A 16,123-nucleotide genomic window follows, 5' to 3' on the forward strand; every position below is an offset into this window, starting at 1 on the left:
GCAATGTCTTCCTCCTCCTCTCGCCCGCCTGCGGGCCCTGCCGCCGCTCCCGCCTCCGACGTTGGCGGCCCATCGTCTTCTGCGCCAGCCGCCGGTCGGCCCGTGCTGCGCCGTCCGACCCTGACGGCCAAGCCCGCCCCTGCTCGGCCTGCTTCTGCACGGCCCGCTCCGCCGCCCCGGGCCCCACGGCCGTCCCGCGCCCCTGCACCCTCCAACTACCGCGTGGCCTCGGGCGCTTTTGTGGCGCCGGTGCGCCAGGTGCCTGCGCCAGCGACGGGCACCGTGGGCGGCCTGCCCACCTCGCGCCTGAACAAGCGCATGGCCGAGCTGGGCCTGTGCTCGCGCCGCGAGGCCGACGACTGGGTGGAGCAGGGATGGGTCAAGGTCAATGGCGTGGTGGCCACCATGGGCCAGCAGGTCACGGCGGCCGACCGCATCGAGGTGGACAAGATTGCCCAGGGTTTCCAGGAGCAGCGCGTCACCATCCTGCTGAACAAACCTATCGGCTATGTGAGCGGCCAGGCCGAAGACGGCCATACGCCTGCCGTGGCGCTGATCAACCCCCGCACCCACTGGCGCGAGGACCCCAGCCGCAACCGCTTCTCCCCGCCCCAGCTGCGGGGCCTGGCGCCCTGCGGGCGGCTCGATATCGACTCGGTGGGCCTTTTGGTGCTGACGCAGGACGGCCGCGTGGCCCGGCAGATCATTGGCGAGGACTCCGTGATGGAAAAGGAGTACCTGGTGCGCGTGGTCTACCAGGCCCCGGGCCAGGCGGCGCCCCATCACCCCGGGGAGCGCTCCGCGCCACTGCAGGAAATCAACGAGCGTGACCCCGTCAGCACCAATGTGCAGGCGGTGTTTCCCAAAGAGCTGCTGGAGCGCCTGCGCCACGGCCTGAGCCTGGACGGCGAGCCGCTCAAGCCCGCCAAGGTCGATTGGCAGAACCCCGAGCAACTGCGTTTTGTGCTCACCGAGGGCAAAAAGCGCCAGATCCGCCGCATGTGCGAGCTGGTGGGGCTCAAGGTGGTGGGCCTCAAGCGTATCCGCATCGGCCGCGTGACCCTGGGCAACCTGCCCGTGGGCCAGTGGCGTTACCTGTCGCCCAACGAGCGGTTCTGAGAGCCCCGGGCTCCTTGCGAATATTTTCTGAACGGAGCCCCTCTCATGCCCCTTCCTTCCGCACCTCGGCCACGCAAGCCTGCTGCTTCCACCCCTGCGGACGACGGCGCCAAGGCGGCGACGGCCAACCCGCTGCGCCAGTTGCGAGCCTCCGACCTGCGCGCTGTGGCGCGCCTGGCCGCGCAGGCCACTACCGGCATCAGCCGGGTGGCCGAGGGGGTGCACCAGTCGGTGCTGGGCACGCTGGGGCTGCCAGGTGGTGCCGAGCCGGGTCGCACGCGGGGACTGACCGGGCTGGTGTACCAAAGCATCCGGGGGGTGACGCAGCTGGTGGATACGGGCCTGCAGGCCGGCCTGGCACGGCTGGAGCCGTTTTTTGCCCCGACCTCGTCGGCCGACGAGGTGCACTGGGAGCGCGAGGCGGTCATTGCTGCACTCAACGGTGTGATGGGCGACCGCCTGCAGCGCGACGGCAACCCGCTGTGCACGCCCATGGGCTGGTACCAGCAGGGGCGGCCGCTCAACCTGCAGGCGCTGGCTGCCCCGGGCGCCGCCACGGGCAAGCTGCTGGTGCTGGTGCATGGCCTGTGCATGAACGACCTGCAGTGGCTGCGCCACGGCCATGACCATGGCGTCCATCTGGCCGAGGCCCTGGGCTACACCCCCGTGTACCCGCGCTACAACACGGGCCAGCACATATCCACCAACGGGGCCGAGCTGTCGGCCCTGCTCACATCTCTGGTGGCTTCGTGGCCCGTGCCGGTGACGGAGCTGTCCATCCTGGCCCACAGCATGGGCGGGCTGGTGGCGCGCAGCGCCTGCCACCAGGCGGCCCAGGCACCAGCGAGTGCCAGCGGGTGGCTGCCCCTGCTGCGCCACCTGGTCTTTCTGGGCACTCCGCACCACGGCGCCCCTTTGGAGCGTGCGGGGCACTGGGTGGACGTGCTGCTGGGCAGCAATGCCTATTCGCGCCCGTTTGCGCGCCTGGCCCAGCTGCGCAGCGCGGGCATTACCGACCTGCGCTACGGCCATGTGCTGGAGTCCGACTGGCTGGGGCGGGACCGCTTTCGCAAAAGCCCCGACCAGCGCACCCCGGTGCCGCTGCCTGCCGGAGTGGCATGCCACGCAGTGGCGGCCACCCTGGCTGCGCGGCGCAGCCCGGTGGGCGAGCGGCTGGTGGGGGACGGGTTGGTGCCCTTGCACAGCGCGCTGGGCATCCACGATGATCCTGCCAGGACGCTGGGGTTTGCCAAGGCCCGGCAGGCGGTGTTCTACCGCCTGGGCCACCTGGATCTGCTCGCAGACGCGGGCGTGGCCCGGCAATTGCAGGACTGGATGCAGGACCATTGATCCAAGAGTATCTGGACGGCCAGCTTTTTGACGCAAGCGGTGCTTGCCAGGGGCCCGGGCGCGGCTACCATGTCGCGGTGCGCCACATAACAAGGAGAATTGAGTGAGTGATGCGAAATACCGCCTGGTGACCCGCAGTGACTTTGACGGCCTGGTCTGCGCGGTGCTGCTCAATGAGCTGAACCTGATCGACGAGATTACCTTCGTCCACCCCAAGGACATGCAGGACGGCAAGGTGCCCATCACCAGCCGTGACATCACCACCAACCTGCCCTATGTGCCGGGTGCGCACCTGGTGTTCGACCACCACGAGTCCGAAACCATCCGCAATTCGGGCCGCCGCGACGAGAACCACATCATCGAGGCCCACGCCCCCTCGGCAGCGCGCGTGGTTTACAACTACTACGGTGGCAAGGCGGCCTTCCCCCGCATCACCGACGAGATGATGGCCGCCGTGGACCAGGCCGACTCGGCCCAGTACTCGCGCGAGGACATCCTCAACCCCCAAGGCTGGGTGCTGCTGAACTACCTCATGGACTCGCGCACGGGCCTGGGGCGTTTTCGGGAGTTCCGCATCAGCAACTATGCGCTGATGATGGACCTGATCCAGTATTGCCGCGACCACACCATCGACGAGATCCTGGCGCTGCCCGATGTGCAAGAGCGCGTCAATCTGTACCGCGAGCACGCCCCCAAGGCCCAGGCCCAGCTGCAAAGCTGTGCCATTCGCATCGGCAATCTGGTGGTGCTGGACCTGCGCGACGAGGAAACCATCTGGGCCACCAACCGGTTCATGATCTATGCGTTGTTTCCACAGTGCAACATCTCCATCCACGTGATGTGGGGCCTGCAGAAGCAGAACACGGTGTTTGCCACCGGCAAGTCCATTCTGGACCGCAGCAGCAAGACCCACGTGGGTAACCTGATGCTGGAGTTTGGCGGCGGCGGCCACGCGGCGGCGGGCACCTGCCAGGTGGCCAACGACAAGGCCGACACCATGCTCAAGACGCTGATCGAGCGCATCACCACCGACGGCTGAGCACAGAGGCCCGGCCGGGCGGTCAACGATCGCCATGCCTGGCCCTTGAAAAACGGGCGCACGCCCCTACATCACGCCTGCTGGTTCGGCAGGCGTGATTTTTTGTGCCGATCCCATTCGTATTCGTTCAGACTGATTTCCATAGAGAGAACCCCTCCATGAGCAAGCAAACCCTGTCGTTCCAGGCCGAAGTGGCCCAGCTGCTGCACCTGGTTACCCATTCGCTGTATTCCAACCAGGAAATCTTCCTGCGCGAGCTGATCTCCAACGCGTCGGACGCCTGCGACAAGCTGCGTTTTGAGGCGCTGGACAAGCCCGCCCTGTACGAAGACGCGCCCAACCTTGAAGTACGCGTGACCTTCGACAAGGCCGCCAAGACGCTGACCATCACCGACAACGGCATTGGTATGAGCCAGCAGGAGGCCATCGACCACCTGGGCACGATTGCCAAGAGCGGCACCAAGGACTTCATGGGCAAGCTCTCGGGCGACCAGAAGCAAGACGCTCAGCTCATTGGCCAGTTCGGCGTGGGTTTCTACTCCGGCTTCATCGTGGCTGACAAGATCACAGTGGAATCGCGCCGTGCGGGCCTCAAGGCCGACGAAGGCGTGCGCTGGATCAGCGGCGGCACGGGCGACTTCGAGGTGGAAACCATCACCCGCGCCCAGCGCGGCACCAGCATCATCCTGCACCTGCGCGACGACGCCGAGGAATACCTCAACGCCTGGAAGCTCAAGCAGGTCATCGCCAAATACTCCGACCACATCAGCCTGCCCATCCTGATGGAAAAGGAAGAGTGGAAAGACGGCGAGCTGATCAACCCATCGGACGAAAACGGCGGCCGCCAGCCTGGCGGCATGGTCAAGACCGGCGAGTGGGAAACCATCAACAAGGCCAGCGCCCTGTGGACGCGCCCCAAGAAGGACATCACCGAAGAGCAGTACGCCGACTTCTACAAAACCATCAGCCACGACCACGAGGCCCCGCTGACCTGGGCGCACAACCGCGTGGAAGGCAACACCGAGTACACGCAGCTGCTGTACATCCCTGCCAAGGCGCCGTTCGATTTGTGGAACCGCGACAAGAAGGCGGGCGTGAAGCTGTATGTCAAGCGCGTCTTCATCATGGACGACGCCGAGGCGCTGATGCCCACCTACCTGCGCTTCGTCAAGGGCGTGATCGACTCGGCCGACCTGCCGCTGAACGTGAGCCGCGAGCTGCTGCAGGAAAGCCGTGACGTGCGGTCCATCCGCGAAGGCTCGACCAAGCGCGTGCTCTCGATGCTGGAAGACCTGGCCAAGCACGACAAGCACGACGCCTCAGCGGGCGCCGACGGCGTGACCGACGTGGTGGATGCCGACGACAAGGCCAAGGAAGGCAAGTACACCGCGTTCTACGCCGAGTTTGGCGCCGTGCTGAAGGAAGGCCTGGGTGAAGACTTTGGCAACCGCGAGCGCTTGGCCAAGCTGCTGCGTTTTGCATCCACCACCAGCGACGCCGTGACGGTCGGTTTTGCCGATTACAAGGCCCGCATGAAGGAAGGCCAGGAGGCGATTTACTACATCACCGCCGACACCCTGGCTGCTGCCAAGAACAGTCCACAGCTCGAAGTCTTCAAGAAAAAGGGCATCGAGGTCCTGCTGATGACCGACCGCGTGGACGAGTGGGCACTGAACTACCTGCACGAGTTTGACGGCACCCCGCTGCAAAGCGTGGCCAAGGGCGCCGTGGACCTGGGCAAGCTGCAGGACGAGGCCGAGAAGAAGGCCGCTGAAGAGGCTGCCGAGGCGTTCAAGCCCGTGCTCGCCAAGCTCAAGGAAGCCCTGAAGGACAAGGCCGAAGACGTGCGCGTGACCACCCGCCTCGTCGATTCACCCGCCTGCCTGGTGGTGCAGGACGACGGCATGAGCACCCAGCTGGCGCGCATGCTCAAGCAGGCCGGCCAGCAGGCGCCCGAGACCAAGCCCGTGCTGGAGGTGAATGCCGAGCACGCGCTGGTCAAGAAGCTCGACGGCAGCGTGCACTTTCATGACCTGGCGCACATCCTGTTCGACCAGGCCCTGCTGGCCGAAGGCGGCTTGCCAGAAGACCCCGCGGCCTATGTGAAGCGTGTGAACGCGCTGCTGGCCTGAGGTTCTTCCAGGTGGTGGGCGGGTGCGCCCCCGGGGCGAGATCTGCTTTCACTGTGCTTGAATAGGGGCGGTGAAACCATTCAAAGTGAAACCCCGGGGCTGGGCAGCACCCGGGGTTTTTCTTTGGCCGCTGCGGGGCCAGCTCACTCCGGCGGCTGAGCCAGCTCTAGCAGCCGCGCATGCACCTGGTTGCGCTCTTGTGGGGCTGCATCCATCAAAGTCTTGAGGGCCTCATCGGGTAGCCGCATGCCGCGACGCCGGTCGGTTGCCACCGGTAGATTGCGCCAGCCGGAGAGCACTAGCCAGTCCCACAACTCTCCCGAAATCCGGTGGGTGACCGTCATCTTTAGCGCCTCCCGTTGGATGTCCGTGCCGACCGCAGGCACCTGCCCCACCGGCGCGGGGCGGCGTGCCTGTCGGATCGACAAAACGTTGCGTATCCAGTCCTTCATGGGCGGGGGGGTTAGCGTGTTGATAGGGTGCAGCATACCCACCGTGTTGGCTTTGCTCAAGCCTCACGGGCCTTGCATGACGCCGCACAACGCTGTCGTCCGCAGTGGAGATCACTGCGTTGGCGTGCGCGGAATGTTCTGCGATCCAACGCGTGAATCACTGAAGCCCTGATGGCCTGCACAGACCGAGGAAACCAAGGGCCGCGCCTTCTCCCGCCGAATTGAACACCACAGCACTGCACGCGAGTGGTGCGAACGATACGCATTGCGTCACGCAATGGTCAACGATTGTTGCCCCGCAGCAATGCGCCTGTTTCGTGGATAGATTCGAGCGCTGCTTCAGCCACCAAGGCTGGGCGTCTTCGCGGTCTCCCCTCACACCGATTTTTACCAACCCGAAAAGGGGCTGGTGAGGTTGCGGCGTGGCCAAAAACTTGAGCTGTTCATCACTTCAGGACCAACTATGTTCAATCCGTTGTCGCGCCTCTTTGTGGGCGCGCATCGCCCAGTAGACAGATACAGGAATTTGACAGTACTACGCCGCCCGGGCAGGGCATGCACCGTCAACGCTGGGTGGAGAAATTCCGCCGGGCGTCCCGCGCCTTGCGCCGGTTTGGCTGGCTGTTGCTGGCGAATGGATTGGTCGCGGGCGCTGCCTTGGCGCAGTCTGCGGACCTGGTGGTGAACCACGCAGACTCTCCGGACCCGGGCCCAGCTGGCGGCATCTTCACGTACACGCTGCGCATCGACAACAACGGACCCAATGGGGCGGTGGGTGTCACGTTGACAGACACCTTGCCTGCAGGTTCCGTCTTCATTGATGTGAACACGACCGCAGGCACCTGCAACCAGGCTGGCGGCACGGTCAGTTGCGCCTTGGGCGACATTCCGTTCAATGCCAATCAAACGGTGACGGTGCGCGTGCGCTTGCCTTCGGCTGGGGTGTGGACCAACACCGCCACGGCGGGCAGCACCACTGCAGACCCCAACGCCAGCAATAACGTCAACAGCATCCAGGCCACAACGGCCACGCAAGCGGCTGACCTTTCGGTGTCTGCAGTTCCGTCTGTTGCCAGCGTGAATGCAGGCCAAGCTTACAGCTACGCATTGCAGGCTACCAACCAGGGGCCGGACGCTGCAGATGGCAGCCAGAGCATTAGCTTCACCGTGCCTGCCGGGGCTTTGATCACCGCAGCACCCTCGGGCAGTGGTTGGTCGTGCACGCCGTCCAGCGGCTATCCGCTGAGCAGTGGCAACGTGAGCTGTACCCGCTCGGGCACCTTGGCGAATGGTGCCACCACCTCGGTGTTGACCGTGCCTGCTGTGTCCAATGTGAACGGCACCGTGACTGCCGCATTTGCCGTGGCTGGCCGCAAGCCAGACAGCGCGGCCATGCCAGATGGGGATCTGACCAACAACACGGTCACCGTGGATGTGGCCTCCAACGCTGGAGCGGATGTGTCGATCACCAAAACGGCCGCTAGTTCCAACGTGGCGCAGGGTACCAACGTGGTGTATACGCTGACGCCCCGCCTCAATGGCGGCGTGTCGCTGGTGGGGCAGGTCGTCACGGTGACCGACACCTTGGGGGCGGGGTTGACCTTTGTTTCTGCGACGGGCTCCGGATGGACATGTGATGCCACCATCACCTGCACCCGGTCAGAGTACACGGGCGCCAACTTCAGCAACATGCCCGCGATTACCGTGACAGCCACGGCGGACAACACCGGGGTGTTGAGCAACACGGCGGGTGTCAGCACCGCGCTGCCCGACCCTGTGCCTGGCAACAACAGCGCCACGGCCAATGTCACGTCCAGCAACGACGCAGACATGCGGTTGACCAAGACGGCCAGCATCAACCCGGTGGTGCCCAACCAGCCATTCAACTACACACTGACAGCACGCAACACCGGCCCCTTGGCCATCCCGGCGGGCCAGACCATCACCATCACAGACCAGGTTCCGGCGGGGGTCACCCTCAACACCCTCGTCAGCGCAACTGGATGGACCTGTGATGCTTTGCCGTTTGCAGGGCCTGGTGCATGGAACTGCTCTCGCTCCACTGCGTTGTCGGCCAACACCGACGCGCCTGTGGTCACCGTCTCTGCCATGCTGACCGGCACCGGTACGGCCACCAACAACGCCTGCGTGGCCCTGGGGGCAGGCGTACGGGTGGACGGCAATGCCGCCAACAACTGCGCGGGGGTCGGCGTCACATCGACCGCAACGCAGGCCGATCTGCGGGTGGTGTCTAAAACGGCGTCGCCCACCACCGTGGTGGCCGGCGAGAACCTGACCTACGTCATCACCGTGGAGAACCTGGGCCCTGCAACGGCCACCAACGTGGTGGTGTCGGACACGTTGGCCAGCCTGGTCAATACGGGGGGCTTTCAGTCGGCCATAGCCTCGCAGGGCTCTTGCACGCCCAACGGGGTGACCAACGGGACTTCGCAGAACCTGAGCTGTTCCCTGGGCTCCTTGGCAGCAGGTGCACAAGCGACGGTGACCCTGGTGGTACGTCCCAATATCGCAGCTACCGGAAATCGCACGAACACGGCCACCGTGCGGTCCACCGATGTGGGCGATCCTGATCAATCCAACAACAGCGGCAGCGTGACCAGCCAAGTCACGGCCCTGGTGGATGTCACGGCTGCCAAGACCGCGACCCCCGCCTCCGTGGCTGCCGGAGCACCGATCACCTTCGTGGCGACGATCGGAAACACCGGGCCGTCCACCGCGCAAACGGTGCAGATGGTGGACACCTTGCCCTCCAACGCCGCCTTCATCGAGCTGGTCACCGTCAGCGGCGGTGGAACCTGCTTGCCGATCACGGCGGGCACCGTCGGAGGAACCCTCACCTGCACCTGGACGAGCATCACGGCGGGCTCGCAGCAGACGGCCACCTATCGCATGCGGCCCCTGGGCAACGCTGCGGGGAGCAACGTCGTCAACAGCATCGCTGCAACCACTGCCACTGCCGAGTCCAACACGAGCAACAACAGCGCAACGACCACGACACCCGTCACGGCCGCACAGCTCGATATCCTGGTGAACAAGGTGGACAGCGCCGACCCGGTGGACCTGGGGCAACCGACCACCTACACCATCACCATCAACAACAGCGGACCTTCCTATGGGACCAATGTGGTGATGACGGACATCTTCCCGGCCCCAGGCTCGGCGCCGACCGCGACGTTCAGCTACCAAGGTGCGTTGACCGTAAATGCGGGGGGCGTGTGTACCGAGCCGACCGTGGGCGCTACCAGTGGCACGCTGCGCTGCGTTTTCCCAGGCCTTAACAGTGGCCAGACGGCAACGGTGACCTATGCCATGCGTGCGGAGACGCTCTCGGTGGCGGGTGCCACCAGCGGCACGGCCTTCAACCGGGCCAGCGTGACCGTGGACGAGACGGAAACCACCCTGGCCAACAACGTGGTCACGCATGACACCACTGCGCGCCGCTTTACCGTGGCGACCGATCTGGCCCTGGTCAAGTCAGCACCTGCGGGGCCTTTGGCGCCTGGCGCATCGCTCAACTACACACTGACGGTCACCAACAACGGCCCTCTGGCCAGCGATGGCGCACAAGTGGTGGATGTGCTGCCTGCGGGGGTGGGCTTTGTCTCGGCCGTTGGCTGCGTGAATGCGGCAGGCACAGTGCGGTGCGCGATCGGGCCCCTGGCAGTGGGGGCTTCGCGGACCTTCACGCTGGTGACAGCGCTGGCATCGCCCTATACCGGCGCACGTCCGCTGGTCAACACAGCCACGCTGGATGCGCCGGGTGACACCAATCCTGGCAACAACTCCAGCACCACCACCACCACGGTGTCGGTGCCGCCCAGCGGGACCAGCAGCATTCCAACCTTGTCGGAGTGGGGGCTGATCATCCTGTCCACCCTGCTGGGCCTGATGGCTTGGGGGCGGGCGGCACGGGGGCGTCGTCGCTGACCGCTTCGCAGTAGTCCCCCTCGGCGCTTCGCACATCTGCGAAGCGCTCCGGCTGGTGTCGGCCAGCACGCACCAAGGCGTGCTGGCCGCTTTTTTGTTTGTCGATAATGGAAGCTTCGCCTGAATCTTTGCAGGCAGCTTTGTTGTCCAAGAGTTCCATGCTGCGTTTTTTTCTGACCTTTGTACTGCTTCAGCTTTCCCTTTTTGGCATCAACATGCTGGGCGTGGTACAGCAGCATGTGGTTCTTCCGTGGACGGAGTTGCTGGCGCGCGCCTGCGTGGCGTTGGTCATGCTGTTTGACGAAACCGCTGCGGCGGCGGGCAAGGTGCTTTGGAACACCGCGACCGGCTTTGGTGTTTCGATCGAGCCCGGATGCAACGGCATCGAAGCCTGCATCGTGCTGTTTGCTGCCGTGATGGCGTTCCCCTCGTCCTGGCGCCACAAGCTGGTGGGCCTTTTGGTCGGCTTTCTGGCGGTGCAAGGGCTCAACGTGGTGCGGGTGATCAGTCTTTTCTACCTCGGGCAGTGGAACACGCAAGTGTTCAACTTTGCGCACGAGTACCTGTGGCAGGCACTCATCATGCTGGACGTGCTGGTTGTCTGGCTGCTCTGGGTGCGCGCAGGCAGCAAGTCGCAGGAAGCGTCCGGGCCTCCATCGCCGCCTGAAGATCCACCTGCGCCCCCGGCGTACTCCGCAGTCTCTCCAAAGCCTGCCGACCCGCTGGTGAGCGCGTCTCTGGACCTGTCGCCGCCCGTGCGATGAGCCGAAAGCGAAGGAACGGACTGCCCATGCGCCGACTCTCTCCCTTGACGATCTTCATGCTGTCTGCCTTCGGGTGGATCGTGGCCCTGACGACTGTGTGGTCGCAGGTGTCCGCATGGACTTCCTACCCCGTGGGGGTGCTTTCGCACATGGCGCTGGAGCAGAGTGCGCCGATGTGGGTGCGGCAGGTGCATCTGTCGCCGGGCACCATGGAGGTGGATACCGCGATCTCCGTGCCTGTTCCCGACGCGGGCGGGCGACGCGGGGAGATCACCATCGATGTCAGCACAGCACGCTACGCCTACGGGCTGCCGATCTTCATTGCGCTGCTGCTGGCGGCCCGAGGCCGGGGGCGCCTGGGCCGTGCGGCTGCAGGGTATGTCCTGCTGCTACCGGTCCAGGCATTCAGTCTGACGATGAGCGCCCTGATGCAAATGGTGTTGGCCGCCCAGGCAGACATCCGTCTGCTCAGGGTATCTCAGTGGCAAATGGAGGCCATTGTGTATGGCTACCAGCTGGGCTCTCTGGTGCTGCCTACGCTGGTGCCTATCCTGCTGTGGCTGTGGATGGACCGCCAATTTGTGAACGATGTACTGATCCGCAGCTGGCGCGATTCGCTGCCGTCTGCCGCGTCCTCGCCTTGAGCCTGGCCGACGGGCACTGCCGGCCACTACCCTGAAAGTGTTTCGGTGGTCGCGGCGCGTTGCTGCCCAGGGGCGCGGTGGAGGGCTGGTGCGCCCACAGGATCCAGCCGGTACCCCATCCCATAAATCGCTGAGATCGTGTAGCCGTTGTTCTCGGTCAGCTCCAGCTTCGTGCGCAGGCGTGACATGTGGGTGTCGAGCGAGCGCGAGGGGGTTTCGGCGCTGTCGCCCCAGACGGCTTCGCGCAGGTGGGTGCGGGACAGCAGGCGCCCGGCGTTACGGAACATGAACAGGGCCAGTTCGTACTCGCGGTGCTTGAGTTCGATGGGCTGGCCGTGCACGCTCAGAGAGCGCTTGTCGGCGTCAAAACAGTAGGCGCCGAAGGTCATGCGGGCGCCCATGCTTTCGGGGTAGGCGCGGCGCAGCAGCGCTGTGATGCGGGCCACCAGTTCCCCCATGCGCAGGGGCTTGCTCATGAAGTCGTCGGCACCCCGCGACAGAGCCTCGACCACGTCGCGTTCATCGCTGCGGCGGGTGATGAACAGGATGGGCGGCTGCATGCCGTGGGTGTTGCGCACGGTCTGTACCACGTCGGTGCCCTCCATGTCGGGCAGGTGCCAGTCCACGATCAGCAGGTCGAAGGTGTCGTTGCGCAGCGCCTGCAGCAGGCTGGTGCCGTCGGCAAAGGTGTGGCACACGTGCTGGTGGCATTCCAGGGTGCCCTTGATCTGCTCCAGCAGGAGCGGGTCGTCGTCAAGGACTGCGATGCGCATGGGGATGGGCTCTGGGGGTTGGCACCCCGTTGGGATCAACAAAACACCCCCAATTGGGGAGCGCTTTGATGTTGCCCCACATCTGCCCGCCGTGCGCGCGGGTTGACAATCGTTTGCAATGGCCGGGTCTGCGCTGGTGGGGCCTGTCCCCGCCCGATCCGCCTTGTCAGGCCACCAGCGGTTCTTCCTCCATCGCCTCGATCTGCTCGATCAGCATGTCCACCTGCCCGCGCCAGTAGTCGCTGGTGCCAAACCAGGGAAAGTTCACCGGGAAGATCGGGTCTTGCCAGCGGCGCGCGAGCCAGGCGCTGTAGTGGATCAGGCGCAAGGTGCGCAGCGGTTCGATGAGTGCCAGCTCGCGGCGGTCGAAGCTGCGGAACTGTTCGTAGCCGTCGATCAACGCACCGAGCTGGTGGGTGCGCTGGCGCCGGTCGCCCGACAGCAGCATCCACAAATCCTGCACGGCCGGGCCCATGCGCGCGTCGTCCAGGTCCACAAAGTGCGGGCCGCCCCGGCCCCATTCATCCAGCGGGGTCCAGAGGATGTTGCCGGGGTGGCAGTCGCCGTGCAGGCGGATCTGGGTGGCATTATTCAAGCTAAATGTGCCTGTAGCGCTAGTGGAATATGCGCTGGTAGCTATCAAATCAAGAGCTTTGTCGCACTGTGTCTTCCAGGCGGCTTGCATGTCGAGCGGAATGATCTCGTTCATCAACAGCCAGTCGCGCGATGCGGTGCCAAAGGTGGCCAGGTCCAGCGTGGGCCGGTGGGCAAAGGGCTGGGCGGCGCCCACGGTGTGGATGCGGGCCAGAAAGCGGCCGATCCATTCCAGCACCTCGAAGTCGTCCAGCTCGGGCTGGCGTCCGCCGCGCCAGGGGCTGACGGAAAAGGCAAAGCCATCGTGCTGGTGCAGGGTGGCGCCGTTCAGCACCAGCGGGCCCACGGCGGGCACCTCGGCGGCCATCAGCTCGGCGGCAAAGGCGTGTTCTTCGAGGATCTGCGCCTCGCTCCAGCGGCCGGGGCGGTAGAACTTGGCCACCACGCGCTGGCCGTCTTCCAGCGTGGCCTGGTACACCCGGTTTTCGTAGGACGACAGGGCCATGAGGCGGCCGTCGCCATAGAGGCCCACACTGGCCAGCGCGTCCAGCACCTGGTCGGGGGTGAGGCGGGCGTAGGGGTGTTGGTCGTTCGAGGCGTTGGCAGCGGTATCGGGGGGCAATGGGGTCATGCCCCATTGTCGCCGCCGCGCCCTCGCCGGCCGCGCATAGCGTTTCAGCCGGGCAGCATCGTCGCGATATGCCCCGCTCGCGGGTCGCCGCTGCCTGCCAACACGGTGGCAAACAAGGCCTGCGTGGCCTGGGGCCCCGCGTGGTGCTGCACCACCAGCCAGGGCTGCGGCCCCGACGATACTGCGGTGCTGAACTGGTTCCAGGCTGCCACCAGGCGGTCGTTCAGGCCCTGGGCGCCCCAGTCGGTATGGCGCTTCTTGACCTGAGCGGGGGCAAAGAACATCACTGGGCGCGGGCCGGGCAACTGGCCGGCGCCGCCCAGATCGCCCACATGGCTCGCACCCACCGAGCAGCTGTAGGCCAGGCCCGTGAAGTGGGCGTGGATGCGCTGGCGCAGGCCCACGCTGCCCGCAAAGTCGATGTAGACGCTGGGCGTGGTGCCGTCGAGGGTGTCCAGTGCGTCGTAGGTGACCACGCGGTGGTAGCAGCCGAGGCTCTCGCAAAACGCCACGTTGCCGGGCGATGTGAGGCCAATGACCTCGATGCCCTCGCGCTGCGCAAGCTGGAAGGCGGTGCCGTAGGCGGTTTTGCTCGACGCGCTGGACAGCAGCATGCGCTTGGCGCCAAAGAACTGCTGGTCGGCCAGAAAGTCGTCGATGAGCCACGAGGTGATGAACAGCGGCCGCAGCAGCGCCTGCACGTCCTCGTTGTCAGCGCGGTACAGCCCGTCGGTGCTGGTGCGCAGGTAGTGGTTGTAGACCGCATGCAGGCCCGCGCGGTGCGGGGCGCCGTCGCTGAAGCCCGTGGGGTTGACACGCTGGGGCGACAGCACGGCCTGGCTGGCCATGGGCCAGTAGCCATACAGTCGCTCGCCCACCGCCACGGCCGGGTGCAGCGACTGCACCACGGTGCCGAAGCCCCACACGGGCACGATGCCCCAGCTGGCCTCGCCGGTGGGGAAGAACTGCCAGTAGTTCAGCATGTCGCCCAGCGCGGCATAGGTGATGTTGTTGGCCGTGAGGGCAAACGACTCGACCCGCACGCGGACCTGGCCCTCGGCCAGCGGGGTGTCGTCGGTGGTCAACAGGCGGGTGGTGGCCAGCTGGTCCTGGCGCACGAGAAGGGTGGTGGTGCTCATGCCGCGACGCTAAACCAAAGCGTGCCCGCGCTCAAGCGGCGCGCGCCGCCTGGGCGACAGGTGTGCGGCGTGGCGGTGCGCCGGAATGCTGACGGGCTCAGTCCGCCGTGGGCTGGGCCAGTTGCTCGAAAGGCAGCGCCTGCTTGACCAGGATGACGGTGCAGGGCGCATCGCGCGCCACGCGCATGGGCACCGTGGCAAAAAAGCGCTGGGTTTGCAGCCCGTGGGTGGCGGCGCCCAGGATCATCATGCTCACGTGGTTGCTGGCCGCATAGCGCACCAGCGCCTGGGCCACGTCGCCCGCTTCGAGCACGTGGTAGCTCACGGCATGGCCGGTCAGGTCCAGCCCTTGGGCCCACTGGCGCAGGCGCGCCATGTGCTGGCGGTGCAGCGTGGTTTCGCTGCGCTCGCTGTCGCTGGTGCTGCTGGCGCCGGGCGACACCACCGTCACGCAGGCCAGCCGTGCGCCGGGGCGGATGCCCAGGGAGCGCGCCACCGCCTGGCGCAGCGAATACAGCGTGGCGTCCGTCACGTCGGCATGGGGCACGGCCACCATGAGGATGGGCGTGTCCTCGATCTGCTGCGAGGGCAGGGGGCTGGGTGTGTAGTGCATGCCCGCTGCGCGCAGCCAGCGGCGCAGGTGGGTGCGCAGCGGCGTGCGCTCGGTGCGCTCGCCGCGTTCGGTGATGAGTACCTGCTCGGGGTTGGACAGGTCAAACGCCAGGTGCGCGGCCGAGGGGTAACGGCTTGCGGCCTCGGGCTCCAGGCAGCGCAGGATGACTTCCTGCAGCCAGGTCGGGATGTCGGCGCGGTGTTTGCGTGGCGGCGCGGGCGTCATCCACAGGCGCTGGCGCATGCCGCCGCTGGTGGTGGGGGCGCCAAAGGGCAGCTCGCCAGTGGCCAGCTCGTACAGCATCACACCGATGGCGAAGATATCGCTGCGCGGGTCGCCCCTCACGCCCACCACCTGCTCCGGTGCGATCCAGGCGGGCGAGCCCACGGCCTGGCGCATCTCCTCGGCCAGCAGGTCGGGGTAGTGGGCGTGGCACGAGAGGCCAAAATCCAGCAGCACGGCCGTGCCATCGCCCTTGATGAGCACGTTGGCGGGTTTGAGGTCCAGGTGGCACACGTTCTGCTGGTGCAGGCTGTGCGCCGCGTGGGCCGTGGCGGCGCCCAGGCGGGCTATGGTTGCGATATCGCAGCGCCCGGGCGCTTCGTCCAGCCAGTGTTGCAGTGTCTGGCCGGGGATGTATTCCATGACCAGGTAGGGCAGCCGCACCAGGTCGCCCGCCGCCACAAAACGCGGCACATGCGGGCCGCTGAGCACGGGCAGGATCTGCAGCTCGACCTCGAAGCTCACGATGTTCTCGGCCCCGTCGCCCGCCGTCATGCGCGGGATCTTCATCGCCATGGCAAAGCCGGGGCTGCGGTCGGCCTGCGCGTATTCCACGGCGTAGATGTGGGCCATGCCGCCCGCGTGGATGCAGTCCACCACGCGGAAGCCGTCGATCTCGGTCCCGGGCTCCAGCAGTTTCATG

The 16,123-nt window shown here is 65.9% G+C and carries 12 protein-coding genes; 7 read left to right on the forward strand and 5 right to left on the reverse strand.

The features are described from left to right. Nucleotides 1-3: 3 nt before the first annotated feature. The 4 genes from C8C95_RS12280 (at nucleotide 4) to htpG (ending at nucleotide 5,640) form a co-directional block, all read left to right on the forward strand. Nucleotides 4-1,119, forward strand: a complete 1,116-nt coding sequence (locus tag C8C95_RS12280; protein ID WP_243415687.1) for a pseudouridine synthase — start codon at nucleotides 4-6, stop codon at nucleotides 1,117-1,119. A gap of 45 nt (nucleotides 1,120-1,164) precedes the next feature. After that, nucleotides 1,165-2,469, forward strand: coding sequence for a GPI inositol-deacylase (locus tag C8C95_RS12285; RefSeq protein WP_243415688.1), 1,305 nt, complete (start codon nucleotides 1,165-1,167; stop codon nucleotides 2,467-2,469). Between the two features lie 103 nt (nucleotides 2,470-2,572). Further along, on the forward strand, nucleotides 2,573-3,508 hold the full coding sequence (locus tag C8C95_RS12290; RefSeq protein ID WP_116748763.1) for an exopolyphosphatase: 936 nt from the start codon (nucleotides 2,573-2,575) through the stop codon (nucleotides 3,506-3,508). A 158-nt stretch (nucleotides 3,509-3,666) separates the two neighbouring features. Next, a complete protein-coding gene (htpG, locus tag C8C95_RS12295) occupies nucleotides 3,667-5,640 on the forward strand; it encodes a molecular chaperone HtpG (RefSeq protein ID WP_116748764.1) in 1,974 nt (657 codons plus the stop codon). Between the two features lie 143 nt (nucleotides 5,641-5,783). On the opposite strand, the gene C8C95_RS12300 is transcribed toward htpG, so the two are convergent. After that, the gene (locus tag C8C95_RS12300; RefSeq protein ID WP_116750265.1) at nucleotides 5,784-6,092 is read right to left on the reverse strand and encodes a hypothetical protein; all 309 of its coding nucleotides are present in this window, start codon (nucleotides 6,090-6,092) and stop codon (nucleotides 5,784-5,786) included. A gap of 555 nt (nucleotides 6,093-6,647) precedes the next feature. Here C8C95_RS12300 and C8C95_RS12305 point away from each other — a divergent pair. From C8C95_RS12305 to C8C95_RS12315, 3 genes are all read left to right on the forward strand, one after another. After that, complete coding sequence (locus tag C8C95_RS12305; RefSeq protein WP_116748765.1) at nucleotides 6,648-10,040, forward strand: IPTL-CTERM sorting domain-containing protein; 3,393 nt, start codon at nucleotides 6,648-6,650, stop codon at nucleotides 10,038-10,040. Between the two features lie 158 nt (nucleotides 10,041-10,198). Then, nucleotides 10,199-10,804, forward strand: coding sequence for an exosortase H (gene xrtH, locus C8C95_RS12310; RefSeq protein WP_108497111.1), 606 nt, complete (start codon nucleotides 10,199-10,201; stop codon nucleotides 10,802-10,804). Nucleotides 10,805-10,830: 26 nt separating this feature from the next. Further along, nucleotides 10,831-11,448, forward strand: coding sequence for an exosortase H-associated membrane protein (locus C8C95_RS12315; RefSeq protein ID WP_116748766.1), 618 nt, complete (start codon nucleotides 10,831-10,833; stop codon nucleotides 11,446-11,448). A gap of 26 nt (nucleotides 11,449-11,474) precedes the next feature. On the opposite strand, the gene C8C95_RS12320 is transcribed toward C8C95_RS12315, so the two are convergent. The 4 genes from C8C95_RS12320 to C8C95_RS12335 form a co-directional block, all read right to left on the reverse strand. Further along, the gene (locus C8C95_RS12320) at nucleotides 11,475-12,221 is read right to left on the reverse strand and encodes a response regulator transcription factor (protein WP_116748767.1); all 747 of its coding nucleotides are present in this window, start codon (nucleotides 12,219-12,221) and stop codon (nucleotides 11,475-11,477) included. Between the two features lie 166 nt (nucleotides 12,222-12,387). Next, nucleotides 12,388-13,446 (reverse strand): serine/threonine protein kinase, encoded by a 1,059-nt coding sequence (locus tag C8C95_RS12325; RefSeq protein ID WP_116748768.1) that lies wholly within the window; start codon nucleotides 13,444-13,446, stop codon nucleotides 12,388-12,390. A gap of 44 nt (nucleotides 13,447-13,490) precedes the next feature. After that, entirely contained in the window at nucleotides 13,491-14,585 is a 1,095-nt protein-coding gene (locus tag C8C95_RS12330; protein ID WP_116748769.1) for a DUF2855 family protein, read from the reverse strand. 97 nt (nucleotides 14,586-14,682) lie between these two features. Beyond that, complete coding sequence (locus tag C8C95_RS12335; protein WP_116748770.1) at nucleotides 14,683-16,122, reverse strand: bifunctional serine/threonine-protein kinase/universal stress protein; 1,440 nt, start codon at nucleotides 16,120-16,122, stop codon at nucleotides 14,683-14,685. Nucleotide 16,123 lies beyond the last annotated feature (1 nt).

This window comes from Acidovorax sp. 99, from assembly GCF_003096455.1.
Taxonomy (GTDB): domain Bacteria; phylum Pseudomonadota; class Gammaproteobacteria; order Burkholderiales; family Burkholderiaceae_C; genus Acidovorax; species Acidovorax delafieldii.